Source organism: Streptomyces specialis, assembly GCF_001493375.1.
Taxonomy (GTDB): domain Bacteria; phylum Actinomycetota; class Actinomycetes; order Streptomycetales; family Streptomycetaceae; genus Streptomyces; species Streptomyces specialis.
In genome coordinates this window covers 192,364-213,948 of sequence record NZ_LN929895.1, presented here as the reverse complement: position 1 = coordinate 213,948, position 21,585 = coordinate 192,364, and the positions used below count along the sequence as shown (strand labels likewise).

The 21,585-nt window shown below is 70.6% G+C and carries 23 protein-coding genes; 6 read left to right on the top strand and 17 right to left on the bottom strand.

Translation table 11 applies throughout. The features are described from left to right. Positions 1-39 precede the first annotated feature (39 nt). Complete coding sequence (locus tag BN2279_RS15760) at positions 40-1,158, bottom strand: lipid II:glycine glycyltransferase FemX (protein WP_059010073.1); 1,119 nt, start codon at positions 1,156-1,158, stop codon at positions 40-42. Between the two features lie 100 nt (positions 1,159-1,258). After that, positions 1,259-1,570: a hypothetical protein gene (locus BN2279_RS15755; RefSeq protein ID WP_059010071.1), complete on the bottom strand. Its 312-nt coding sequence runs from the start codon at positions 1,568-1,570 to the stop codon at positions 1,259-1,261. A gap of 204 nt (positions 1,571-1,774) precedes the next feature. Between BN2279_RS15755 and rpsF the strand changes: the two genes are divergently transcribed. The 3 genes from rpsF to rplI all read left to right on the top strand — a co-directional run bounded on the left by rpsF (position 1,775) and on the right by rplI (position 3,472). Then, the gene (rpsF, locus tag BN2279_RS15750) at positions 1,775-2,065 is read left to right on the top strand and encodes a 30S ribosomal protein S6 (protein WP_059010069.1); all 291 of its coding nucleotides are present in this window, start codon (positions 1,775-1,777) and stop codon (positions 2,063-2,065) included. Positions 2,066-2,765: 700 nt separating this feature from the next. Continuing rightward, positions 2,766-3,002 carry a 30S ribosomal protein S18 gene (gene rpsR, locus BN2279_RS15740; RefSeq protein WP_003978893.1) on the top strand — a complete coding sequence of 79 codons (237 nt, stop codon included), beginning with the start codon at positions 2,766-2,768 and terminating at the stop codon, positions 3,000-3,002. Between the two features lie 20 nt (positions 3,003-3,022). Then, positions 3,023-3,472, top strand: coding sequence for a 50S ribosomal protein L9 (rplI, locus tag BN2279_RS15735; RefSeq protein ID WP_059010068.1), 450 nt, complete (start codon positions 3,023-3,025; stop codon positions 3,470-3,472). A gap of 87 nt (positions 3,473-3,559) precedes the next feature. On the opposite strand, the gene BN2279_RS15730 is transcribed toward rplI, so the two are convergent. After that, positions 3,560-4,891, bottom strand: coding sequence for an MATE family efflux transporter (locus BN2279_RS15730; RefSeq protein WP_059010066.1), 1,332 nt, complete (start codon positions 4,889-4,891; stop codon positions 3,560-3,562). A gap of 471 nt (positions 4,892-5,362) precedes the next feature. Between BN2279_RS15730 and dnaB the strand changes: the two genes are divergently transcribed. Next, positions 5,363-6,772 (top strand): replicative DNA helicase, encoded by a 1,410-nt coding sequence (gene dnaB, locus BN2279_RS15725; RefSeq protein WP_059010879.1) that lies wholly within the window; start codon positions 5,363-5,365, stop codon positions 6,770-6,772. Between the two features lie 38 nt (positions 6,773-6,810). Here dnaB and BN2279_RS15720 read toward each other — a convergent pair whose 3' ends face one another. Both BN2279_RS15720 and BN2279_RS15715 read right to left on the bottom strand, forming a co-directional pair. Continuing rightward, on the bottom strand, positions 6,811-8,049 hold the full coding sequence (locus BN2279_RS15720; RefSeq protein ID WP_059010064.1) for an epoxide hydrolase family protein: 1,239 nt from the start codon (positions 8,047-8,049) through the stop codon (positions 6,811-6,813). After that, positions 8,046-8,555, bottom strand: a complete 510-nt coding sequence (locus BN2279_RS15715; protein WP_059010061.1) for a MarR family winged helix-turn-helix transcriptional regulator — start codon at positions 8,553-8,555, stop codon at positions 8,046-8,048. Before BN2279_RS15715 ends, BN2279_RS15720 begins: the two co-directional genes overlap by 4 nt. A gap of 86 nt (positions 8,556-8,641) precedes the next feature. Here BN2279_RS15715 and BN2279_RS15710 point away from each other — a divergent pair, with 86 nt between their 5' ends. Then, positions 8,642-9,427, top strand: a complete 786-nt coding sequence (locus BN2279_RS15710; RefSeq protein ID WP_059010059.1) for a carboxylate-amine ligase — start codon at positions 8,642-8,644, stop codon at positions 9,425-9,427. On the opposite strand, the gene BN2279_RS15705 is transcribed toward BN2279_RS15710, so the two are convergent. From BN2279_RS15705 to BN2279_RS15685, 5 genes are all read right to left on the bottom strand, one after another. Then, positions 9,422-10,501: an ornithine carbamoyltransferase gene (locus BN2279_RS15705; protein WP_079032193.1), complete on the bottom strand. Its 1,080-nt coding sequence runs from the start codon at positions 10,499-10,501 to the stop codon at positions 9,422-9,424. The two genes, BN2279_RS15710 and BN2279_RS15705, sit on opposite strands and share 6 nt — an antisense overlap. 47 nt (positions 10,502-10,548) lie before the next feature. After that, positions 10,549-11,052, bottom strand: a complete 504-nt coding sequence (locus BN2279_RS15700) for a hypothetical protein (RefSeq protein ID WP_079032192.1) — start codon at positions 11,050-11,052, stop codon at positions 10,549-10,551. Positions 11,053-11,056: 4 nt separating this feature from the next. Beyond that, entirely contained in the window at positions 11,057-11,935 is an 879-nt protein-coding gene (locus tag BN2279_RS31070) for a methyltransferase domain-containing protein (RefSeq protein ID WP_059010056.1), read from the bottom strand. 64 nt (positions 11,936-11,999) lie between these two features. Further along, positions 12,000-13,148: a diiron oxygenase gene (locus BN2279_RS15690; RefSeq protein WP_059010054.1), complete on the bottom strand. Its 1,149-nt coding sequence runs from the start codon at positions 13,146-13,148 to the stop codon at positions 12,000-12,002. Continuing rightward, positions 13,145-14,188 carry a pyridoxal-phosphate dependent enzyme gene (locus BN2279_RS15685; protein WP_059010051.1) on the bottom strand — a complete coding sequence of 348 codons (1,044 nt, stop codon included), beginning with the start codon at positions 14,186-14,188 and terminating at the stop codon, positions 13,145-13,147. Before BN2279_RS15685 ends, BN2279_RS15690 begins: the two co-directional genes overlap by 4 nt. Positions 14,189-14,304: 116 nt before the next feature. Here BN2279_RS15685 and BN2279_RS15680 point away from each other — a divergent pair, with 116 nt between their 5' ends. Next, complete coding sequence (locus BN2279_RS15680) at positions 14,305-15,036, top strand: helix-turn-helix transcriptional regulator (RefSeq protein WP_059010050.1); 732 nt, start codon at positions 14,305-14,307, stop codon at positions 15,034-15,036. On the opposite strand, the gene BN2279_RS15675 is transcribed toward BN2279_RS15680, so the two are convergent. From BN2279_RS15675 to BN2279_RS15640, 7 genes are all read right to left on the bottom strand, one after another. Continuing rightward, a complete protein-coding gene (locus BN2279_RS15675; protein ID WP_059010048.1) occupies positions 14,976-15,368 on the bottom strand; it encodes a VOC family protein in 393 nt (130 codons plus the stop codon). The genes BN2279_RS15680 and BN2279_RS15675 overlap by 61 nt on opposite strands. Before the next feature lie 48 nt (positions 15,369-15,416). Beyond that, positions 15,417-15,962 (bottom strand): DUF3291 domain-containing protein, encoded by a 546-nt coding sequence (locus tag BN2279_RS15670; RefSeq protein WP_059010046.1) that lies wholly within the window; start codon positions 15,960-15,962, stop codon positions 15,417-15,419. A gap of 879 nt (positions 15,963-16,841) precedes the next feature. Then, a complete protein-coding gene (locus BN2279_RS15665) occupies positions 16,842-17,375 on the bottom strand; it encodes a DUF6247 family protein (RefSeq protein WP_059010045.1) in 534 nt (177 codons plus the stop codon). Between the two features lie 79 nt (positions 17,376-17,454). After that, positions 17,455-18,642 carry an NsdA family TPR-like regulatory protein gene (locus tag BN2279_RS15660; protein ID WP_059010877.1) on the bottom strand — a complete coding sequence of 396 codons (1,188 nt, stop codon included), beginning with the start codon at positions 18,640-18,642 and terminating at the stop codon, positions 17,455-17,457. Between the two features lie 501 nt (positions 18,643-19,143). Further along, positions 19,144-19,353 carry a DUF397 domain-containing protein gene (locus BN2279_RS15650; RefSeq protein WP_059010040.1) on the bottom strand — a complete coding sequence of 70 codons (210 nt, stop codon included), beginning with the start codon at positions 19,351-19,353 and terminating at the stop codon, positions 19,144-19,146. A gap of 78 nt (positions 19,354-19,431) precedes the next feature. Continuing rightward, positions 19,432-19,656: a DUF397 domain-containing protein gene (locus tag BN2279_RS15645; RefSeq protein ID WP_059010037.1), complete on the bottom strand. Its 225-nt coding sequence runs from the start codon at positions 19,654-19,656 to the stop codon at positions 19,432-19,434. Between the two features lie 287 nt (positions 19,657-19,943). Beyond that, positions 19,944-21,527, bottom strand: coding sequence for a helix-turn-helix domain-containing protein (locus tag BN2279_RS15640; protein ID WP_159037230.1), 1,584 nt, complete (start codon positions 21,525-21,527; stop codon positions 19,944-19,946). Between the last annotated feature and the right edge of the window lie 58 nt (positions 21,528-21,585).

Below are 21,585 nucleotides of genomic sequence, written 5' to 3'. Positions count from 1 at the left end.
GTGAGACCCTTTCTTTTCGCTACCTCTGCGAGGGAAGATTCAGCGCCGCGACATATAGATGTCGAGCGCCTTGTGGAGAAGCTTATTGAGCGGGAAGTCCCACTCGCCGAGATACTCCGCCGCCTCACCGCCCGTCCCCACCTTGAACTGGATAAGGCCGAAGAGATGGTCGGTGTCCTCCAACGAGTCACCGATCCCCCGTAGGTCGTACACGTGTGCCCCGAGCGCGTGCGCGTCCTGGAGCATCCGCCACTGCATCGCGTTCGACGGGCGGACCTCCCGCTTGTGGTTGGCGGAAGCCCCGTACGAATACCAGACGTGGCCACCGACGATCAGCATCGTCGCGGCGGCCACCGCCTCACCCTCGTGCATCGCGAGATACAGGCGCATGCGGTCCGGGTCCTCCGCGTTCAGCGACCGCCACATGCGCTGGAAGTAGCCCAGCGGACGCGGCCGGAACCGGTCCCGTTCCGCCGTCACCTCGTACAGCCGCTGCCACGTCTCCAGATCGTCGTAGCCGCCCCGCACGACCTCGACGCCGGCCTTCTCGGCCTTCTTGATATTCCGCCGCCACAACTGGTTGAAGCCCTTGTGGACATCCTCCAGCGAACGGTCCTTCAGCGGGATCTGGAACACATACCGGGGCTGCACGTCCCCGAATCCGGCGCCCTCGTCCTCGCCCTGCTGCCAGCCCATCCGCCGCAGCCGGTCCGCGACCTCGAAAGCCCGGGGCTCGATGAACGTCGCCTCGACGTCCCGCAGCCGCTTCGCGTCGGGGTTCTGGATACCCGCCTTGACGGCCCCCGCGTTCCACCGCCGGATCACCACCGGCGGGCCCATCTTCACCGAGAACGCGCCCTGCTGCTTCAGGTGCGCCAGCATCGGCTTCAGCCACTCGTCCAGGTTCGGCGCGTACCAGTTGATCACCGGACCCTCCGGCAGATACGCCAAGTACCGCTTCAGCCGGGGAATCTGCCGGTACAGCACCAGCCCCGCGCCCACGATCTCGCCGCCCGGCCCGAACCAGCCGAGCGACTCCGAACGCCACTCCGCCTTGACGTCCCCCCAGGCCGGCACCTGCATATGGCTGGCGGAGGGCAGCGACCGGACATAGGCCACATGCTGCTCGCGGCTGATGGTCCCTAGGGTCAGACTCATACGGGGGCGCTCCTCCGGCATCAATCGCAGGGTCTGCCGGAAGCCTAACGGCGCCCGCCCCCCGGCCGGGACGCGCGGTGGCGGGCCCGCCCGCCCGGGATCAGCCGAACATGCCGCCGTTCGCCATCCCGAGGTAGAACCCGACCGCCGCCGCTCCCAGCCCGGTCACCGCCACGAAACGCTGCGCCGTCGTCGCCGAGATCAACTGGGTCCAGCCGCCCGTCGCGATCCCCACCAGACCCGTCCAGCAGCTCACCGCGTGCAGTGCGGGGAAGATCGCCGTGATCACCGCGACCGCCCCGAGCAGCAGCGTCACCGCCGCGAGACCGTTCTCCACCGGATGCGGCCTGCCGTCCGTGTTCAGCCACGAACCCACCCGGGCCATCGGGCCGTGGTGCGCCGTGTGCGCCATGAGGCACCTCCTCGCCGTGAATCCCCGAGATGTCCAGATTGCTCCGTTCTCGCACTGGATTTCAACCCGGGGAGACAAGCGGGTACGGTGTACTTTCCGCTCTCCTGGGGAACGCGCGCGTCTCCCGCGGAGCGGAATCGCATCACGACCCTCCTGCCACGGATCGTCCGTGGCCGCCCGAGTCCAGAGGAGGTGGGTTTTCGCATGCGTCACTACGAGGTGATGGTCATCCTCGACCCCGATCTCGAAGAGCGTTCGGTCTCCCCCTTGATCGAGAGCTTCCTTTCCGTCGTCCGTGAGGCCAACGGCAAGGTCGAGAAGGTCGACACGTGGGGCCGCCGCCGTCTCGCCTATGAGATCAACAAGAAGCCCGAGGGCATCTACTCCGTGATCGACCTCCAGGCCGAGCCTGCCGTCGTCAAGGAGCTCGACCGGCAGATGAACCTGAACGAGTCGGTCATGCGGACCAAGGTCCTCCGCCCCGCGACCCACTGAGTCCGGGGCTCCAGGGCCCTACCGCTCAGCGAGCGTCCGGGTACGCCGAGTAGCACTGTCAGTGCCATAAGTAATCATCGCAGCATCAGCAGTTAACCCGCGCCGAGAGGTACCCCCAATGGCAGGCGAGACCGTCATCACGGTCGTCGGCAACCTGGTCGACGATCCCGAGCTGCGCTTCACCCCATCCGGTGCGGCGGTCGCGAAGTTCCGTGTCGCGTCCACGCCGCGTGTCTTCGACCGGCAGACCAGCGAGTGGCGGGACGGCGAGAGCCTGTTCCTCACCTGCTCGGTCTGGCGGCAGGCGGCGGAGAACGTCGCGGAGTCGCTCACCAAGGGCACCCGCGTCATCGTCCAGGGCCGGCTGAAGCAGCGGTCCTACGAGGACCGGGACGGTGTGAAGCGCACGGTCTTCGAGCTGGAGGTCGACGAGGTCGGCCCCAGCCTGCGCAGCGCGACCGCCAAGGTCACCCGTTCCGCCGCCCGCGGCGGTCCTGTCTCTTATACACATACCCGAACCCACGAGACAGGCAGAAAACTCGCATGCCGTCTTCTGCTTGCAAAAAAAAAAAAAGTTGTACTGTATACATGGGCGAAAAGGGTTAGCAGAACGAGCGGTGGCTACTCGGACGAGCCGCCCTTCTGACGGGCGCGTTCGACCCCGCACTCACACTTCTTTTGATTTCACCGGAGAGACACCATGGCGAAGCCGCCCGCGCGCAAGCCCAAGAAGAAGGTTTGCGTGTTCTGCAAGGAGAAGATCTCCTACGTCGACTACAAGGACACGAACCTGCTGCGGAAGTTCATCTCCGACCGCGGCAAGATCCGTGCCCGCCGGGTCACCGGCAACTGCACCCAGCACCAGCGCGATGTCGCCACCGCCGTGAAGAACAGCCGTGAGATGGCGCTGCTGCCCTACACCTCCACCGCTCGCTAAGGAAGGGTGACCGAAGCGTCATGAAGATCATCCTGACCAGTGAGGTCTCCGGCCTCGGTACCGCCGGCGACATCGTCGAGGTGAAGGACGGGTACGCCCGTAACTTCCTGCTGCCCCGCGGTGTGGCCATCCGCTGGACCAAGGGCGGCGAGAAGGACGTCGAGCAGATCCGCCGCGGTCGCAAGATCCGCGAGATCGCCTCGGTCGAGCAGGCCAACGACGTGAAGGCCCAGCTCGAAGGCGTCACCGTCCGGCTCAAGGTCCGCGCCGGCACCGGCGGTCGCCTCTTCGGCTCCGTCACCCCGGCCGACATCGCCTCCGCGGTGAAGACCGCGGGCGGCCCCGATGTCGACAAGCGCCGGATCGAGCTGAGCACGCCGATCAAGAGCCTCGGCACGCACCGGATCTCGGTCCGGCTGCACCCCGAGGTCGTCGCGAACGTCGGCCTCCAGGTCGAGTCCGCGAAGTGACACCGCTGGAGGCCGCGCCCCCGCGCCGGGGGCGCGGCCTTCCCGGCCGTCCTGGGGCCGTCGCGGCCGTTCCCGCGGCGTGGCCGGTCAGGTCCGCACCGCTCCGGTCACCAGCCAGCGGCCGGTTCTGGCCCGCAGGGTGAGGGTGACGAGCCGGACGGTCATCGACAGCCCGGCGATCGTCCACCACAGGGCGGTGACGCCGCCGCCGAGGACCGGCACCAGCAGCGCGGCCGGTGCGAACACGGCGAGCGTCAGCAGCATCGCCCCGGCGAGGTAGGGCCCGTCCCCGGCGCCCATCAGCACCCCGTCGAGGACGAAGACGACGCCCGAGAGCGGCGCCGTCACCGCGATCACCAGGAGCACCGGCAGCAGGTCGTTCCGCACCTCGGAGTCGCCGGTGAACAGCCGCAGGATCAGCGGGCTGGACGCCGCCACCAGCACGGCCAGCCCGGCCCCGGTCACCGTTCCCCACCACACCATGCGGCGGCAGGCGGCCCGCGCGCCGTCCGCGTCGTCCGCGCCGAGGTAGCGCCCGATGATGGCCTGGCCGGCGATGGCGATGGCGTCCAGCGCGAAGGCCAGCAGGATCCAGACGGTCAGCCCGATCTGGTGGGCCGCGATGTCGGTGTCGCCCATCCGGGCGGCGACGGCGGTGGCGATGAGGAGCACCCCGCGCAGCGAGAGCGTGCGGATCAGCAGCGGTACGCCGGCCCTGGCGCCGGCGAGGATGCCGGCGGCGCTGGGCCGCAGGCCGGCGCCGTGGGCGCGGGCGCCCCGGACGACGACGCGGAGGTAGACGGCGGCCATCCCGGTCTGGGCGAGCACGGTCCCCCACGCGGAGCCGGCGACACCCCAGCCGAGGCCGTAGAGGAACAGGGCGTTGAGCGCGATGTTGGCGCCGAAGCCGCCGACGGCGACGTAGAGCGGGGTGCGGGTGTCCTGGAGGCCGCGCAGCACGCCGGTCGCGGCGAGGACGACCAGCATCGGGGGGATGCCGAGCGCGCTGATCCGCAGGTAGGTGACGGCGTGCGGGGTGGCGGTGGCGGAGGCGCCGAAGGCGTCGACGAGGGCCGAGGCGGTCGGCAGCACGGCGGCGACCAGGACGGCGCCGAGGACGACGGCGAGCCAGATGCCGTCCATGCCCTGCCGGATGGCGGCGGGCAGGTCGCGGGCGCCGACGCTGCGGGCGACGGCGGCGGTGGTCGCGTAGGCGAGGAAGACGAAGACGTTGACGGTCGTGGTGAGCAGGGCGGCGGCGACGCCGAGACCGGCGAGCTGGGGGGTGCCGAGGTGGCCGACCATGGCGCTGTCGGCCATCAGGAAGAGCGGCTCGGCGACCAGCGCTCCGAAGGCGGGGAGGGCGAGGGCGAGTATCTCCCGGTCGTGGCGGCGCATGCTCGGTGACGCTGGGGACATGGTCCGATCCAAACATCCACAGGTAATGGACGCAAGGGCTCACTGGCCCTTACTTGGGGGTCGCCGCGGTGTGATGGTCCGCCCTCGGTGCCAGGATCGGCGCACGCGGTGCCAACTTTTTCCCGCACACAGGCAGTGGATGAAGAAACCGCAGGTCAGCGAGGGCGTGCCAGGGGGGCGCCGGAGTTCTCCACAGCGTCGTCCCCCGCTTCGTCCACAGGAATCGCCGAGTCATCCACAGGGACCGATCTGAAATCCACATAGCCTGTGGATAACTTGGTTGGTCCTGTCCTTCCCGGGCCGTACCGTAGGTCCCCGCCCGGCGCGGAAATGTCAGAGCTGTGCCGTAGGAAAGAGCTGTGTCGTGAGGACGAGCGGTGACGCGGCGGCTGCGGCCGGGAGGAGGCGGGGTCGGTGACCGAGCTCGACGAGCATGCGGGGCCCTCGTGGGACGGCGAGGCGGATCAGCCCCTGTCCGTGTCCCGGCCGCGCCGGAGCTTCGACTCGCGGGACGCCGGGGACCCCGGGGACGGCGGGGGCGAGGCCCGCGCGGCGTTCGAGCGGGTGCCGCCGCAGGACCTGGCGGCCGAGCAGTCGGTGCTGGGCGGCATGCTGCTGTCCAAGGACGCCATCGCGGACGTGGTGGAGGTGCTGCGCGGCCAGGACTTCTACAAGCCGGCGCACGAGACGATCTACGCCGCGATCCTCGACCTGTACGCGAAGGGCGAGCCGGCCGACCCGATCACCGTCTCGGCGGAGCTGACCAAGCGCGGCGAGCTGGCGAAGGTGGGCGGCGCGGGCTATGTGCACTCGCTCGTCCACACGGTGCCGACGGCGGCGAACGCGGAGTACTACGCGGAGATCGTGCACGACCGGGCGGTGCTGCGGCGCCTGGTGCAGGCCGGTACCCGCATCACCCAGATGGGGTATGCGGCGGACGGCGATGTGGACGACATCGTCAACTCGGCACAGGCGGAGGTCTACGCGGTCACCGAGCAGCGGACGTCGGAGGACTATCTGCCGCTGGGCGAGATCATGGAGGGCACCCTCGACGAGATCGAGGCGATCAGCAACCGCAGCGGCGAGATGACGGGCGTGCCCACCGGATTCACCGACCTGGACTCGCTGACGAACGGGCTGCACCCCGGGCAGATGATCGTGATCGCGGCCCGCCCGGCGATGGGCAAGTCCACGCTGGCGCTGGACTTCGCGCGGACGTGTTCCATCAAGCACAAGCTGCCGAGCGTCATCTTCTCGCTGGAGATGGGGCGGAACGAGATCGCGATGCGGCTGCTGTCGGCGGAGGCGCGGGTGGCGCTGCACCACATGCGGTCGGGCAGCATGACGGACGAGGACTGGAACCGGCTGGCCCGGCAGATGGCCGAGGTGAACGAGGCCCCGCTGTACATCGACGACTCGCCGAACCTGTCGATGATGGAGATCCGGGCGAAGTGCCGCCGGCTGAAGCAGCGCAACGCCCTCCAGTTGGTGATCATCGACTACCTCCAGCTCATGCAGACGGGCGGGAGCCGGCGGCCGGAGAGCCGTCAGCAGGAGGTCTCCGAGATGTCGCGGAACCTGAAGCTGCTGGCGAAGGAGCTGGAGGTCCCGGTGGTGGCGCTCTCCCAGCTCAACCGAGGTCCGGAGCAGCGCACCGACAAGCGGCCGATGGTGTCGGACCTGCGCGAGTCGGGCTCGATCGAGCAGGACGCGGACATGGTGATCCTGCTGCACCGGGAGGACGCCTACGAGAAGGAGTCCCCCCGGGCGGGCGAGGCGGACCTGATCGTGGCCAAGCACAGGAACGGCCCGACGGCGACGATCACCGTGGCGTTCCAGGGCCACTACTCGCGCTTCGTGAACATGGAGGGCGGCTTCTGACCGGCCCGGCGCGCGGCCCTGCGCGCCCGGCCTGAGGGTCAGCGGCGGGTGCGGAAGGTGCGGCGGAGGTCGGTCGTCCAGGCGTCGGGGATCTCCCAGGGGATGAAGTGGCCGCCGTGGTCGTGGACGGTGAGGTTGACGTGGTGGTACCAGTCGGCCCGGTCGCTGTCGAGGAAGTGCCGCACGCGCTGGTCGGTGGTGACGCCGGGCGGGTTCTCGTACGCGACGAAGGTGATGCCGGTGGGTGCCTCGACGACCGGCCACCGGTCGTGGGACGGGGTCCACGGGTAGCGGTTGTTGTTGGCGTAGGTGCGGATCGACGTGCCGATGGAGTTGGTGACCCAGAAGATCATCGCGTGGGTCAGCAGGTCGTCCTTGCTGAAGACGGTTTCGACGTCGCCGCCGCTGTCGCTCCACTTCGTCCAGCGTTCGAGGAGCCAGGCGAGCATCCCGGCCGGTGAGTCGGACAGCCCGTGGGCGAGGGTGCTGGGGGCGAGCATGTGGGCGGCGAGGTGGACGGCGAAGCGCTTCTCCAGGGTGACCATCCGGTCCCTGACCTCGGCGGGGACCCCCTCGGGGAGGGGCCGGCCGCCGCTGATGTCCCACGCGCGGTCCCCGTTGAACAGGGAGAGCTTCAGCCCGGAGCCGATGTGGATGCCGTACAGCTCGTCCGCGTACTTGTGGCCGAGCTGGGCGGTGACCAGGGCGCCGACGTCGCAGCCGGCGGCGGCGTACTTGGCGTGGCCCAGGGTCCGGGTCATGAGAGTGTGCCAGAGGTCGGCGACCTTCCAGAAGTTCATGTCCGGGTGGTCGGGCAGCGGGGTGGAGAACCCGAAGCCCGGGAAGGACGGCACGATCACGTCGAACGCCTCGGCCGGGTCGCCGCCGTACGCGCCCGGGTCGGCGAGGGGGTCCACGACCTTCGACCAGTGCCAGAACGTCCACGGCCAGCCGTGCGTGAGGATCAGCGGCGTCGGGTCGGGGCCGGCTCCTGGCCGGCGCATGAAGTGGACCGGTACGCCGTCGACCTCGACCCGGTAGTGCTCGTACGCGTTGATCGCGGCCTCGGCGCGGCGCCAGTCGTAGCCGGTGCGCCAGTGGTCCACCAGCTCCCGCAGGCGGACGCGGTCGACGCCGTAGAAGCCGTCCCGGTTGCCCGCGTCGTCGGGCCAGCGGGTGAGGTCGAGCCGCCGCCGCAGGTCGGTGAGCACGTCGTCGGGCACATGGATCGGGGTCGGCTTCAGCGGGAACGGGCGGGGTCCGGTGCGGTGGCTCATCGTCGTCCTGTCCTCTCGTCGTGCTGACCCGCGTCGTCGTCACCCGCGTCGTCCTCACCCGCGCGCCGCCGGTGCAGCGCGGTCAGGCGCGCCAGGGCGGGCAGGGCCGCGGCGAGGGCCGTCCGGTCCGCCGGGGTGAGCCCGGCGGTGAGCTCCGCCAGGCGTGCCGTGCGGTCCGCGCGCCGGCCGTCCACGACCTCGGCGCCCCTCGGCGTGACGCGGACCAGGACGGCGCGGCCGTCCGAGGGGTCCGGCCGGCGCTCGACCAGGCCGTCGCGCTCCAGCCGGGTCACGATCTGGGTGATCGCCGGCTGGGTGACCTGCTCGCCGGCGGTCAGCTCACCGAGCCGCTTGGGCCCGTCGTGGCGGAGGGTGTGGAGCACGGAGAGCGTGGTGAAGCTGAGCCGCTCCACCCTCGGGAGGGTGATGAAGACCCGGGTGAAGTCCTCCAGCACGGCGGTCAGTTCGGCGACGTCCAGCTCGGCGGGGTCGGGGTGGGCGGTCACACCGCGATCGTATCAAGTATTTATGTAAATCGGTGATGTAAAGCCGTGAGCGGTGCCCGGGGCGGGTCTGCGTCATGATGCGAGGCATGATCACGGTGGGTGTCGAGGAGGAGTATCTGCTGCTGGACCCGGCGGACGGGGCCCCGGTGGCGCGGTCGGCGCGGGTGCGGGCGCTGGCGGGCGGCGAGGTGGGGGCGGAGCTGCTGCGCTCGCAGGTGGAGGTGGCCACCCCGGTCTGCGGCGACCTGGACGAGGTGGCCGGGCATCTGGCACGGCTGCGGCGGGTCGCGGGCGAGGCGGCCGTGGCGGTGGGGTGCCGGGTGGCGATGACGGGCTCGGAGCCGTTCGAGGGCCGGGCGTCGTCGCTGGTGACGGACGAACCCCGGTACCGGGCGCTGGCCCAGGACACGCCGCCGGTGATCCACGCGCACGCGATCAACGGGATGCACGTCCATGTCGGGGTGCCGGGCCGCGGTGCCGGGGTGGACGCGCTGAACCGGGTGCGGCCGTGGCTTCCGGTGCTGGTCGCGATGGGGGCGAACTCGCCGCTGGCGGACGGGCGGGACACGGGGTTCGCGAGCTGGCGGACGGTGGTCTTCGGGCGGTGGCCGGTGAGCGGGCCGCCGCCCGTGTTCGCGGGGGTGGGCGACTACGAGCGGCGCGTCAGCGCGCTGCTGGGCTCCGGGGTGGTGCGCGGACGCGGCCAGCTCTACTGGCAGGCGCGGCTGTCGGACCGGTACCCGACGCTGGAGGTGCGGGCGGTGGATGTGCAGGTGCGGGTGGACGAGGCGGAGATGTTCGCCGGGCTGGTGCGGGCGCTGGTGGAGACGTCGCTGCGGGAGGGCGCGGCGAACACCCACTTTCCCTTATAAACATCTTCCGGGCCACCTAACCGGGCGCAAACTCCCTTGGCGACTTCTGCTTTGCGAAACATAATAATAAGGACGGGAGGTGCGGGCGGTGACGGCGGCGGCGTCAGAGGAGTAGAAGAGGCGGGTACGGATGGTGTGGGCGGTGTGGGCGGTCCATTCCAGGACGGCCATGGCGCCGGGCAGTTTCATCGCGGCCTGTGTCCAGGCCAGGGAACGGGGGCCGTCGAGGACCGCCCCGGCGACCTCGTCGCCCCGGTGGGCGGGGAGGTCGTGCATGAACGCGGCGCCGGGCCAGCGGTCCATGAGGCGCGGGCCGACGTGGAAGGGGCGGAAGACCTCGCGCCAGTCGGGGTCGGGCTTGGCGGTGCCGGTGGTCTGCCAGCGGGTGGTGTAGAGCACGTCGATGTGGTCGGGGGCCAGGTCGAGGTCGTGGATCTGCTCGACGACGGCGCCGGTGGTGCCGGCGCGGCGGGTGGCGGCCTTCAGCGCCGCCTCGGGGAGGCCGTATCCGGCGGGGCAGGCGAAGGTGGCGTGGGCGCCGGGGACGGCGGCGAGGGCGTGCGCGAGGGCGACGGCGGTGTTGTTGCCCTCGCCCACGTAGAGCAGGCGGATGCCGGTCAGGTCCGTGCCGTGGACGGTGAGGAGGGTGGCGAGGTCGGCGACGGCCTGGGTGGGGTGCTCCTGCGCGGCCATGGCGTTGACGACGGGCAGGCGCCCGGCGCGGGACAGGGCGCGGAGGTCGTCGAGGGGACCGGCGGTGCGGGCGACCAGGAGGTCGAGCATGGCGCCGAGGACCCGGCCGGTGTCGGCGACGGTCTCGCCGGTGTTGAGCTGGAGGTCGTCGGGGCCGTAGGTGACGGGGGTGGCGCCGAGGCGGAGGGCGCCGACCGTGAACGCGGTCCGGGTCCGGGTGGAGGGCTTCGTGAACAGGACGCCCGCCGCCTGCCCGTCGAGGGGGCGGTCGTGGTCGCGCGGGTCGCGGTGGAGGGCGGCGGAGCGGCGGGCGAGGGCGGTGACGGTGGCGGGGTCCAGGTCGGCCAGGGAGAACAGGCCGGTGGCGGGGGTGTCGTCCATGGGCTTCTCATCTCACGTGCGGGGGCTGGGGGTTGGGCGCGGCCGGTTCACAGGAGGGCGAGGTCGTGCCCGTACCCCTTGGCCCGGGCCACGCGGTGGACGGCGTCGAGGAGCCCGACGTCGAGGACGGCCATGCCGAACGGGTTGCTGACGACATGGCCGGTGGTGGGCCGTACGGCGGGCACGCGCCCGGTGAGGACCTGGCCGAGGGTGCCGTCGGGCGTGACGCCGTCGTCGCGCATCAGGCGGCCGAGGACCCGGCGCGGGTTGTCCCGGACGAGACCGATGTCGTCCACGAACAGGCCCCGCGCGCCGTGGAAGACGTCCGGCAGCAGGTCGTCGAGCGAGACGTGCGCGATGAACGTGCCCGGCCTCAGCCACGCGGCGGGCAGCCAGCCGCGGTCGCTGGTCGTCGTGGTGACCAGCACGGTGGCGGCGCGTACGGCGTCGCGCGGGTCGTCGTGGACGTGGGCGGTGAGCCGGGGGTGGTGGTGGCGGATCCAGTCGGCGAGTGCCTCGGCGCGGGGGCGGGCGAGGTCGTATTTGAGGATGTTGTCATATGTGGGTGGAGAGCCAGTGTGGGTGGGTCATGCTTTGGTTCTGTATGTTTTTTTCCGAGGCGGGGGCGGCGTCCGGGGGGGGGGCGGGGCGCGGGGGGGCGGGGGGGCGGGGGAGGGGGGGGGGGGGGGCGGGCCGGGGGGGGGGGGGGCGGGGGGGGGGGGGGGGGGGGGTGGGGTCGTCGGGGCGCCGCCAGAGGACGGCTTCGCCGCTCTGTTCGAGGGCGAGGATCTGTTCCAGGTGGCGGAGGGTGAACTCGCCCAGCGGCAGCGGGCACAGGGTGATCCCGGCGATGCGGTACCCGGCGGTGCGCAGCAGGTGTGCGGCGCGGCGCGGGGTGGAGTAGCTGGCGACGGTGAGTCCGAGGTCGCTGCCGAGGGCGCGGGCGTGGCCGATGATCGCGGGCACCCACTTGAGCCCGTCGGCGCCGCCGCTGATGGACGGGCGCCGCGCGTCGGCTCGTTCGGCGAGCGGGACGTACGGCGGGTTGCTGGTGACGACGAGGGGCCGGGGCAGCGGGCCGGGGACGGTGGCGAGCAGTTCGTCGGTGGTGAGGCGGGCGAAGTCGGCCTGGGCGATCGTGACGCGCGGGTCGCCGCCGGGGGAGGCGTAGTGCTCGGCGGCCCAGGCGACGGATTCGGGGCCCGAGTCGACGCCGTGGACGCGGGCGGCTCCGGCGCGGGCCATGGCCGCGGCGGCGGCGCCGCTCCCGGCGCCGAGGTCCAGGACGGAGCAGCCCTCGGTGATGAGGTCGCGGGCGACCCAGACGCCGGTCTCGGTGTCGGCGGGGTCGAAGAAGACCCGGGGCGAGGGGGGCGGGATCAGGTCGCCTGCGGTGAGGTGCTGGTAGGTGAGGACGCGGGCGGGGTTGAGCATGGGCGTCTCATCTCTCCTGGCGGTGCGGGGCGGTGGCCGGCGTCGGGTCCGCCGGGGTGCCTTATTAACCTCGGGCGCTGGCGGGGGCGGGGGGAGGGGGGATCGTTGGGGGATCGCGGTCTCTGTCGGCGAGTGCCTCGGCGCGGGGGGGGGCGAGGTCGTGGAGGTGGAGCCGGGCGAGGCCGGGGAAGGCGCGGGCGGCGAGGTCGATGTGGGCGCGGGCGAGGGTGCCGCAGCCGACGAGGGTCATCGCGTCCCAGCGCCGGGGGCCGAGGTGGGTGAGGCTGACCACGGTGTACGCGGCGGTGCGGGCGGCGCTGAGCCACCCGGCCTCGGCGAGGACCCGGGGGCGCGCGGTCTCGGGGTCGAAGAGGAACGCCACGCCCCCGGCGCGTTCGTGGCCGTGGCCGGGGTTGCTGGTGGCGGCGTTGATCAGCTTCAGGCCGAAGGCGGCGGGCCCGTCGTCGCTCTCGACGGCGCCCGGCATGGCGAGGGAACGGCAGGCGGCGCCCTCGACGTGCCGGGCGGGCGCGCAGCGGGCGATCCGGGCCCGGTCGGCGGCGGACTGCTGCGCCCACAGCTCGCGGAAGAAGCGGGAGAAGAACGCGTGGTGCCAGCCCTCGTCCCGGGCGTGGTCGCGGACGATGTCGCGGACCACGGTGAGGACGCGGTCGTCCGGCGGGATGTCGCTGAGGATGCCGGTGATCAGGGTCTCGAAGACGACGACCTGGAGAAGCTGGGCGAGGACGGGGCTCTCGGGAAAGGCGCGGGCCCCGGTGGCGTCCAGGCGCCGCAGGAACGGGTCGAAGGCGTACGGCAGCGGGGCGATGCCGGTGGCGGTGGAGATCTGGTCGACGACGTCGAGGCTGTAGAGGGAGTGGTAGCCCTCGTCGCAGTAGATGCGGTAGGCGTCGAGGCGGACATCGGTGCCGGTCTCGACGCCGCCGCGCCCGCCGGCGATGCGTTCGGTGGCGCGGTTGACGACGCGGGTCTCGAAGTGGGCGGTGAACGTGAGGTAGTGGAAGAGGTGCCGGGCGAGCAGCTCGTCGCGGCGCCGCGCGGGCAGGGCCTGGACCAGCGGGTGGTCGTGGTACGGCACCAGGTCCGGGGGGAAGTACAGGCGCCCGGCGTCGAGTTCGTCGCGCAGTCCGGCGCCGGGACGGCGGCGCGGACCGGTGCGGACCCCGGCCCGTTCGTACCAGTCGCGCGTCATGGCGTCCGCCCGGTTCCGGCGGGGGCTCGCTCGGGGGGCCGGCCGGAGCCGATGACGTGGACGCCGCGTGCGAAGTCGCCGGGGGGATCGACGCCGTTGCGGCGGCGCCAGTGCGCGGAGTACACCGTCTCGCCGTACGGGGCGGCGCCGTCGGGGCACAGGCAGGCGATGTCGGCGCGGCCCGGGGCGGCGCGGAACAGGCGCAGCGCGGCGGCGATCAGCGCGCCGGAGCTGGCGCCGACGGCGACGCCGGTCGCGTCGGCGAACCACAGGCACGCGCCGACCGCGTCCCGGGGCGTGACCCGCACGGCCGGGTGGTGGCCGCCGGGGAGGAAGGACGACGGCCGGCTGGCGCCGATGCCGGACAGCAGACGGCGTCCGGGGGTGCCGCCGAGGGCGGCGGAGCCGGTGACGTCCACGCCGACCAGCTCCCAGTCGGGGCGGGCGCCGGCGACGAAGTCGCGGAAGCCGGCGAGGGTGCCGCCGGTGGAGACGGCCACCAGGACGCGGGCCGGGCGGCGCCCGGTCTGGGACCAGAGTTCGGGCGCGGTGCCCTCGGCGTGGGCGCGGGGGTTGGCCGGGTTGGCGTACTGGTTGGGCCAGACGAGGCGGGGCTGGGCGGCGAGCCGTTCGCGTATGTGGGCGAGGCGGCTGAGGAGGTAGCCGCCGGCGCCGTCGGGCCGGTCGACGGTCACCACGGTGCCGCGCAGGGCGCGGATGGCGGCGACGACGGAGGCCGGGCTGCGGGGGTCCGTGACGGCGGTGAACGGCACGCCGTGGTCGGCGGCGATCGCGGCGAGGGCGACGCCGAGGTTGCCCGACGTGGACTCGATGAGGCCGGTGTCGGGGTGCACGCGGGGGGCGACGTCGCGCCAGAGGGCGAGCGCCGTGCGGTCCTTGACGGAGCCGTGGGCGTTGTGCGACTCGAGCTTGAGCCACAGACAGGCCGGGAGGCCGTCCACGGAGAGCTGGAAGGCGAGGACCGGGGTGAGGGGGGCGGACGCGTCGCCGGGGCGGGTCTGGAACTCCGTGTCGCGCATGGTCCGCCCCTGGGTGCGGCTGCCCCCCCGCCGGTGCCTCCGTTCTAACCCGGCCCACGAAGTGCCGCAATACGGGCATAACGGATGCACGGGGGTGGCGTGCCATCCTGGACGGCATGTACCGGGAACGGCCCTCGCGGCTCGGCGGCGGGACGGTCGTGTGGACATGCGGTCCGGGGCCGACCGGGCGGATCCTGCCGGACGGCTGCACGGATCTGATCTGGAACGGCGGCCTGCTGCTGGTCGCGGGCCCGGACACGCGGGCCCACCTGTTCGGACGGACGGTCGGCGCCCGGTACACCGGGGTGCGCTTCGAGCCGGGGGCCGGGCCCGACGTCTTCGGTGTCCCCGCCGACGAACTCACCGACCTGCGGGTGCCCCTGGCCGACCTCTGGCCGCCGGAGCGGGTGCGCGAGCTGGCCGAACGCGTCGCCGCCGCCCCCGACCCCGGCGCCGCGCTGGAGGCGGTGGCGGCCGGGCGGCCGCGCCGCGCGGACCCGCCCGGCCCGTGGCGGCGCGCGGCGGTCGCCGCGCTCGGGCGCGGCCTCGGCGTCGCCGACACGGCCGCGCTGCTGGGCCTGAGCGAGCGGCAACTGCGCCGCCGTAGCCTCGCGGCGTTCGGCTACGGGCCCAAGACGCTGGCCCGGGTGCTGCGGATGCGGCGGGCGCTGGCCCTGGCCCGGACGGGCCTGCCCCTGGCGGAGGTCGCGGCCCGCGCCGGCTACGCCGACCAGGCGCACCTGGCGCGGGAGGTGAAGGGGCTGACGGGCGCGCCGGTGTCCGCCGTTCAGCCGAGGGGCGCGAAGAGGTCCACGCTGTTGCCGTCCGGGTCCGAGACGACCGCGTAACGCTGCCCCCACGGCGCGTCGAACGGCGCGGTCTCCCCCGCGTGGCCCGCGCCCGTCAGCTCCGCGTACCGCCGGTCCACGTCGGCCGGGCCGTCGCACAGGAACGCAAGCCCCAGCCGCTGCCCGCCCGGGGCCGGCGTCCACCCGGGCCGGAAGCTCCTGATGGTCTCCACGGTGTCCCAGGCGAGCCGCACCCCGCCGGGCAGCACGGTCTCGACGTGCGGCTCCCGCTCCGCGCCGTCGGGGACGTCCACGCCGAGAAGGCGGTAGAAGGCGAGCGAAGCGGCGAGATCGTCGGTGACGATGCCGATGAGATCGAGTCGAGGTGTCATGCCCGGCAGCCTAGGCACCGCACACCCCCGGAGTCTTGAACGAATCGGTCACCGGGCCGAGGGGCCGCCGTCGATCCTCGTCGGAGTTCCCTCCGGGGCGAACGAGTGGTGAAAGGTGAAGCCGCGCGGCGCGGGGCCGTGGTCGTGGAGGTGTTCCAGCCTGGAAACACCGTCCCGCCAGGTGGGTATCACGCCCTCGGGGACCCACCAGCACACGTGACTCGGGTGCCCTGTCCTTACGAACCAGTCGTAACGCCTGTTCAGCGCCTCACGGTGCGGCCCGGTGTAGATGGCGTCGGAGGCGGGGCGCAGGCCGGTCCAGAGGGAGAGGGTCGCGGCCAGGGCGGTGGTTTCCACCGTACGGCCCTTGTCGTACCAGGCCGGCACGGCGAACTCTCCCCAGGCGCCCCAGTCCGCGTCGAACAGTGTGCCCCGGTGGCCGTCCGCCGGTTCGGCACGAGCCAGGTACCCGGGCCGCCGGCCGATCTTCCGGTAGACGACCTCGCCGCGGTCGTGGAACTCGCGCGTGAGAGGCGCGGGATCGGCGAGAGGTGACTTCAGGACGCCGAATGTGTACAGCGCGAGGTGGGTCATGCGTCTCTCCCTGCTCGGTGCTGCCCGGTGGGCGTGAGGATGCGTGGGCGTGCCCTACTCATCCCGTTCGCGGGTGGCTGTGCGACCGTGGGCGATCGCCGAGGACCAGGCGAAGGTAGCCGCCTCGGCGGGCCCTGTCGAAGTTGCGTTTTCCCTGCCCACGTGGCCTCCCGCACCGCCACGGCAACGCGCCAGCCGGGCGGTTGGCGCCACCACTGCTGCCCCGGCCTCGACGTGCGGCTCCCCGATCGTCGGTGACGACGCCGACGCGATCGAGTCGAAGACAGCACCGGAATCGTGAACGAATCGGCCGACCACCCAGGCCGGGAAACCTTGTGCGGTGTCCGGACCGCTCGCCTTCTGATCGCTAAGATGCGCGCGGCCCGAAGCCGCAACTTCGCCTTGCGGTTTCGGGCCGTTTCGCCATGGCGGGATGCCTGTCAGGTCAGCGCCCGCAAGGCTGTGGATGAAGTTGTCCACAGGGGGCGTGGGGGGTGCCAGGCGCCCGGCTTCCTCTGTGTTGAGGAGTAAAACCGTGCCTGACGTGCGACGTTGCTGTCCCGTAGCAGCATGCCCAGATTGAGTACGGCGCGGCGGGTGTGGACGACGAGCCCTCGCCCAGGAGTTCTAACACTCATATTGAGCGTTAGGAAATCCCGCAGTTCGCTGCGTCACCCGCGCGTATCGGTCGGTGATCATGTAGAGCACCTGGCCGCCCTCGAAGTCGCGCCACCAGGTGTCGTTGCTGCCGCGCTGGGCTTTCTTCCGAGGATCCTTCTTCGACTCGCCCAGAAGCTCGTCGACGGCCTCGCGCGGATCTCCGGAAGGGGCGCCGACCGGCGTTCGGCTCGGTCCACGAGCCGTAGCGTGTACACGCCGTCATGATGTCCGCGCTCGGGGGATCATCATGCCGGTGTCACCGGCCTGGACCCGCCGGGCGGTGGCCAGGTCCTTCTCCATCTGCTCGGGATTGGCCGTCTGGTGCGCCACCGGCCACCAGTCGTGCAGCACTCGCAGGAGGTGCCGGTGGTCCCAGTACTGTTCGCATGCCCACAAGGCGTCTCCGAAGGCGCGCTCGAAGTCGGTGCGCGCGCTGTCGGGGAGCGCGGCCCGGATGGCCGGGCCGGTGCGGTCCACCCACCGTGTGAAGTCCTGTTGCGGCGGGTGCGGACGCCGGGTGATCGTCGCGTCCTGGAGCGACCGCCACCGGTCGGCGTCCGCCGCGTCGGTCGGCCCTCCCACGACCGTCCACCAGGTCCTGACCACCTCCGCCAGCGGCTCCACCTCGTAGGTCAGGCGGACCCCCTTCAAGGCGAACCGGAAATCCTCCGCGAACTCGCGCAACTGCCCGTCGTCCAGCCGCTGCCACACCCAGCTCCCATCGACCCGACTCAGGTCGTCCAGCTCACTCACAGCACTCCCTTCAACGCTGGCCGTAACGTACCCGGAAACAGCGAGACCCTCCGCCCCGGTGAGGGCCCGGCACCGCGCCTCACATCTCGAAAATTCCTTGGTAGGCGCTTCGAAGGTCCGATGCCTCGGGTAGCTTGCGGGTCTCGGCCTCCTGGACGATTTCCAGAGCGCGCCAGTGATTCGACGGAACGACCCGGCCACTCAGTATGGCCTTCTGTGCCGCGTCGCATGCCTCGTCCATCCGGCCGTTCTTCATCAGAACCAGCGCCAGATCGATGGTGGCCGAGGCGACACGGCGCGGCCATTCCGTGACGTCGTTGCTGGGCCCGAGCCGCGCGATCAGCTCCCGTGCGTATGGTTCCGCCGCCACATCGCCCAGCCAGGCCAGGGTGGTCGTGGCGTACGCGAGGAACTTCGCCGGGTCGTAGCGGTAATGGTGTCCCGGACTGCCCGAGAGAGTCAGTCTCGACGCCAGTTCCTGCACCTTGTCGATGGCCGAGTACGTTTCCCTGGACTGCCCGGGACGGGCGAGCGCCCGGCCTTCTTGTGCCGTGGACTGAACGAGCGCCGAACTTCCGGAAGGCGCGAGATCCTGTGCGGCGCGGGAGAGTTCGACGGAGCGCCGGTAATCACCCGCCGTCAGGCCCCGCCATGCCTCGGTCTCGAAGCACCATGCCTCGATCTCCGGCTCTCCCGCCTCCCGGGCCAAGGAGGTCGCGGTGTGGAGACACGCCGCGGCGGGCTTTCCCTGCTTCAGGTCGATATGAAGCGTCGCTGCGAAGAGGCTCAGCCATCCGCCGACGGCCAGGAGGCGCCGATGCTCCCCCAGAGTCTTCTTGCCGTCCACAAGCCGGGTCACATACGACAGATGCAGCCGGACTTGGCGCAGGAGTTGTTGTGGTGACGCGACCGGATAGGCGGTGGCCAATTCGTCGAAGGCGTTCTCCAGACGATCCAGCGTCTCCGATCCCACATCGGTGGCCTGAATCCGGCGCGTGAGTTCCCACGCGTGAAACTCGTCGTCGGCCGTCTCGCCCATGGCCAACGGGCCGACCACCGCGGGTTCTTCGGAAACTGCCGCCGCCAACGCGCCATCCGCACCGACGAGTGAGTCGAGCGACGAGGCCAGCTTCGCGGACGGCTTCTGCTTGCCGTTGAGCACTCGCGAAAGATGAGCCGGGTCGTAGTTCAACGCGCGAGCGGCAGCCTTCATCGAGTAACCGCTGTCCCGCAGTGCCCTGCGTGCAAGATCGGCGAAGTCACGCATCGTGAACCTCTGGGAGTTGAGGCGTTGATGCCTCCAGCAGTAGTCAAGCGGCGTCACCTTCCGCGCGATCACTCGGTTGCGAGGCATGGCAGATGAGACAAGAACTCCCGCGACCGATGTGCGTCGGTCCGGGGGCGTGGACCACCTGAACGAGCGACCGGCCGCACGGGCGTGATGACGGACGTTCTGGTGTGGGAGCGGGAGGAGCAGCGGCGGCAGGTGCAGGTGTTCCTCCGGGACACCGAGCCGCAGCACGTCGCCCGCGCGTGTGGCGCGAAGGAGGCGAGTAATGCTCTGCCGGTACCGGCCTGGCCGCTCACCCCCCAGGCCGTGGCGGCCGTCGCAGCCGAGCTGAACAGCCGGCCATGCAAAACGCTCGGCTGGGAAACCCCAGCCGAGCGTCTCGCTAAGCTCCTGGCCACAGCCAGTTGATCTCTGTGTGGCAACGCCCCCTGGAATTCACCGAACGCAGGGGGCTCCGTCAACCACGGCCCAACGGCGCTAGAACTTGCCTGCCTTGAGCACGGGCAAGAACGCCATCCACGCCTCAGCCGACGTACGGGTGTACGCCCGGCCTCGGTCCTTGGTGTCGCGCACGAGCACTATGGACCCACCGGAGGCGACCTCGACGCATTGGCCGCTCCCGGCGGTGTAGCTGCTCGTACGCCAGTCAAACGACCTGCCGACCGGCGTCTTCCCACTCTTTCCCATGAAACCAGCCTTCCTGAGATTCAGAGACAGTGCGGTCCTCCACCCCGAGGCGGATGGCCGCCCAACAGGGGACGCAGACTAAGGGGCAAGAAGGTTCGACTGTCCCTGCCGGATCCCCCCGGTGAACGCCCTGTAGTCCTCTATGGAGAGGAGCAGGACCGCGGCCTCCGGGCGGCCAACGTCCTTCGAGTCGCGCAGTGCCACAACGTCACCAACGAAGGCGACCTCCAGGCAGTTGGCGCCACCACTGCTCAAGTCACTCTTGGCCCATTGGGCGGTGCTGAGATCAACTTCCCTGATCATCGATACGCGTTCCCCCGATTGTGGGCACGGCTGAACAAGCTCTGGATACCTACCCACCCTCACCGGCGATAGCTGTGATCATCGCCGGGGACTCGGACGACTTCGGAGCCGTCCGAGTCCCAGCTTCCGTCGCCCGTCTCAGGTCGTCCAGCTCACTCACAACTATCGCCGGTGCTGCGGGTTGTGCCGCCGCATCCCAGTAGGGAATGGTCGTGCCGCTCAGCACGTCGATGATGCCGTGAGGACATCCACGGCCTCGGTGACGTAGGGGCAGGACTCGCTAACCTTTAGACTCCATAACCACGTAGCACGTCATCGAGGTTTCGAACGGCGCGTGTTTGCTGCCATGGAGAAAGGGTGGCGCGCAATTCCCTCACGCGGCCGATAGTTCGGGGCGACCGGGTAACGGCTGTGATTTTGGCGGCCGAGCCCGCAATCTCGCTGGCGCGGTCGATATCCCCTTGCAGGATATGCGCCGACGACTGTTTCACCAGGACATGCGCGTAGTCGTGCAAGTTCGTGGGGTCGGACAGCGGCACGGCTGTTTCGATGGCATAGAGCGCGTCATCAGGGTTGCCAAGCCGCAAGCCGCATTCGGCGCGGATAGACCAGTAGAACGATTCGTCGTAGAAATACCACCATGATGACAGCGGTTGAGCGGCGTCATGGATCCTGGCGTAAGCGGCGCGTTCGTCATCGAGGGCACGCTGTGTCTTGGACCCGTCCCCGTTGGCGGCATAGGCTCGGGCGGCCACATCAGCCGCATACGCCCGTGCTGCCCAGCTCCCTGTCTCTTCAGCCCAGGAACGAGCCGCTACGGCATGGTCGATTCCGACGCGGGGCTTTCCTTGCCACGTGGCCATCTGGCTCATGGTGCACAGCACGTACGAGACGAGTTCGACATTTTCGGCATCGTGGGCCGCAGTCCTCGCGTCGTCGTAGTAATACTGCGCCGCCCGGTAGTCTCCCAGGTCGAAGAGTTGCCAACCGACCGTCTGGCTCAGCTCGGCATAGACAGACAACAGGCGTGGCTTGAGCGCGCTTGGGGCATCAGCCAGAAACCCGGCGATGAATTCGCGTTGCGCCAGAGCCGATTGCAAGGCGACTTGTGAGCCGAGTACGTCACCCTGTTTTCGGTATTGCAACAACGCCTGCTCGGCTTCGGAGACCATCGTGGCGTCAACACGGCGCGGATGATCCCGGACTGCCGGGACCCAACGGTCACGGCCATCCGCCTCAACCATGTCAAACAGTGGTGCGGCGGCGGCCACAGTGAGCGCAGTACTTACTTTTTGGAGCAGGTCACGACGGTTCATATCCAGGTACCCCAGCCTTATCCACGTAAGCACTTCCTGGGCAAGGTCATTCAGGCTTATGGTCTCGACCTGCCGCGCCAAATCCCTGGTTGCCGCAGCAGAGAGAACAGCCGATGACGCCATATGTGAATCAGTAAGCGCGGGATTGGCAACCACACTGGTTGCATTCCCTGCCACCGGCTGTGCTTCCTCGGCAGAGGGCGGCACATCGGCGTCTACAAGGTCCTTGGTGGTGCACCCATAGAGTTGAGCCAATCGGCTGAGCGTCGTCAGCGTGGGCTCGTGGCCGGACTGCGGCCAAGTCTCCCAGTACGACAGCTTCTTAGCTGTAAGAGGTCGCTCACCGCAGGCATGAGGGAACCGCTCATTCCATAGGTCGGCCACGGCTTGCTGACTCCATCCACGCGCCAGACGCATGGCGACCCGAGCGTTCACCCGCTGCTCGCGCTGGATGGACGCGGCGACGTCACCCCAACTCCAGCCGTTCGCGTGAAGCTGAGCAGCGCGCGCGGCAACAGCGGCGCGACGGCTGCGGTAGTGCTTGCCAGTAGCCAACGGCTGGCCTCCTCGGTCGCATTGGGCCGTGCTTTCATGCTACGACCGTGTGGCGCAT

Excerpts from the sequence above, each read along its gene's own strand:
- BN2279_RS15760 (WP_059010073.1), bottom strand. The coding sequence starts at position 1,158 with ATGAGTCTGACCCTAGGGACCATCAGCCGCGAGCAGCATGTGGCCTAT.
- BN2279_RS15755 (WP_059010071.1), bottom strand. The coding sequence starts at position 1,570 with ATGGCGCACACGGCGCACCACGGCCCGATGGCCCGGGTGGGTTCGTGG.
- rpsF (WP_059010069.1), top strand. The coding sequence starts at position 1,775 with ATGCGTCACTACGAGGTGATGGTCATCCTCGACCCCGATCTCGAAGAG.
- rpsR (WP_003978893.1), top strand. The coding sequence starts at position 2,766 with ATGGCGAAGCCGCCCGCGCGCAAGCCCAAGAAGAAGGTTTGCGTGTTC.
- rplI (WP_059010068.1), top strand. The coding sequence starts at position 3,023 with ATGAAGATCATCCTGACCAGTGAGGTCTCCGGCCTCGGTACCGCCGGC.
- BN2279_RS15730 (WP_059010066.1), bottom strand. The coding sequence starts at position 4,891 with ATGTCCCCAGCGTCACCGAGCATGCGCCGCCACGACCGGGAGATACTC.
- BN2279_RS15720 (WP_059010064.1), bottom strand. The coding sequence starts at position 8,049 with ATGAGCCACCGCACCGGACCCCGCCCGTTCCCGCTGAAGCCGACCCCG.
- BN2279_RS15710 (WP_059010059.1), top strand. The coding sequence starts at position 8,642 with ATGATCACGGTGGGTGTCGAGGAGGAGTATCTGCTGCTGGACCCGGCG.
- BN2279_RS15705 (WP_079032193.1), bottom strand. The coding sequence starts at position 10,501 with ATGGACGACACCCCCGCCACCGGCCTGTTCTCCCTGGCCGACCTGGAC.
- BN2279_RS31070 (WP_059010056.1), bottom strand. The coding sequence starts at position 11,935 with ATGCTCAACCCCGCCCGCGTCCTCACCTACCAGCACCTCACCGCAGGC.
- BN2279_RS15690 (WP_059010054.1), bottom strand. The coding sequence starts at position 13,148 with ATGACGCGCGACTGGTACGAACGGGCCGGGGTCCGCACCGGTCCGCGC.
- BN2279_RS15685 (WP_059010051.1), bottom strand. The coding sequence starts at position 14,188 with ATGCGCGACACGGAGTTCCAGACCCGCCCCGGCGACGCGTCCGCCCCC.
- BN2279_RS15680 (WP_059010050.1), top strand. The coding sequence starts at position 14,305 with ATGTACCGGGAACGGCCCTCGCGGCTCGGCGGCGGGACGGTCGTGTGG.
- BN2279_RS15675 (WP_059010048.1), bottom strand. The coding sequence starts at position 15,368 with ATGACACCTCGACTCGATCTCATCGGCATCGTCACCGACGATCTCGCC.
- BN2279_RS15670 (WP_059010046.1), bottom strand. The coding sequence starts at position 15,962 with ATGACCCACCTCGCGCTGTACACATTCGGCGTCCTGAAGTCACCTCTC.
- BN2279_RS15660 (WP_059010877.1), bottom strand. The coding sequence starts at position 18,642 with ATGCGTGACTTCGCCGATCTTGCACGCAGGGCACTGCGGGACAGCGGT.
- BN2279_RS15650 (WP_059010040.1), bottom strand. The coding sequence starts at position 19,353 with ATGGGAAAGAGTGGGAAGACGCCGGTCGGCAGGTCGTTTGACTGGCGT.
- BN2279_RS15645 (WP_059010037.1), bottom strand. The coding sequence starts at position 19,656 with ATGATCAGGGAAGTTGATCTCAGCACCGCCCAATGGGCCAAGAGTGAC.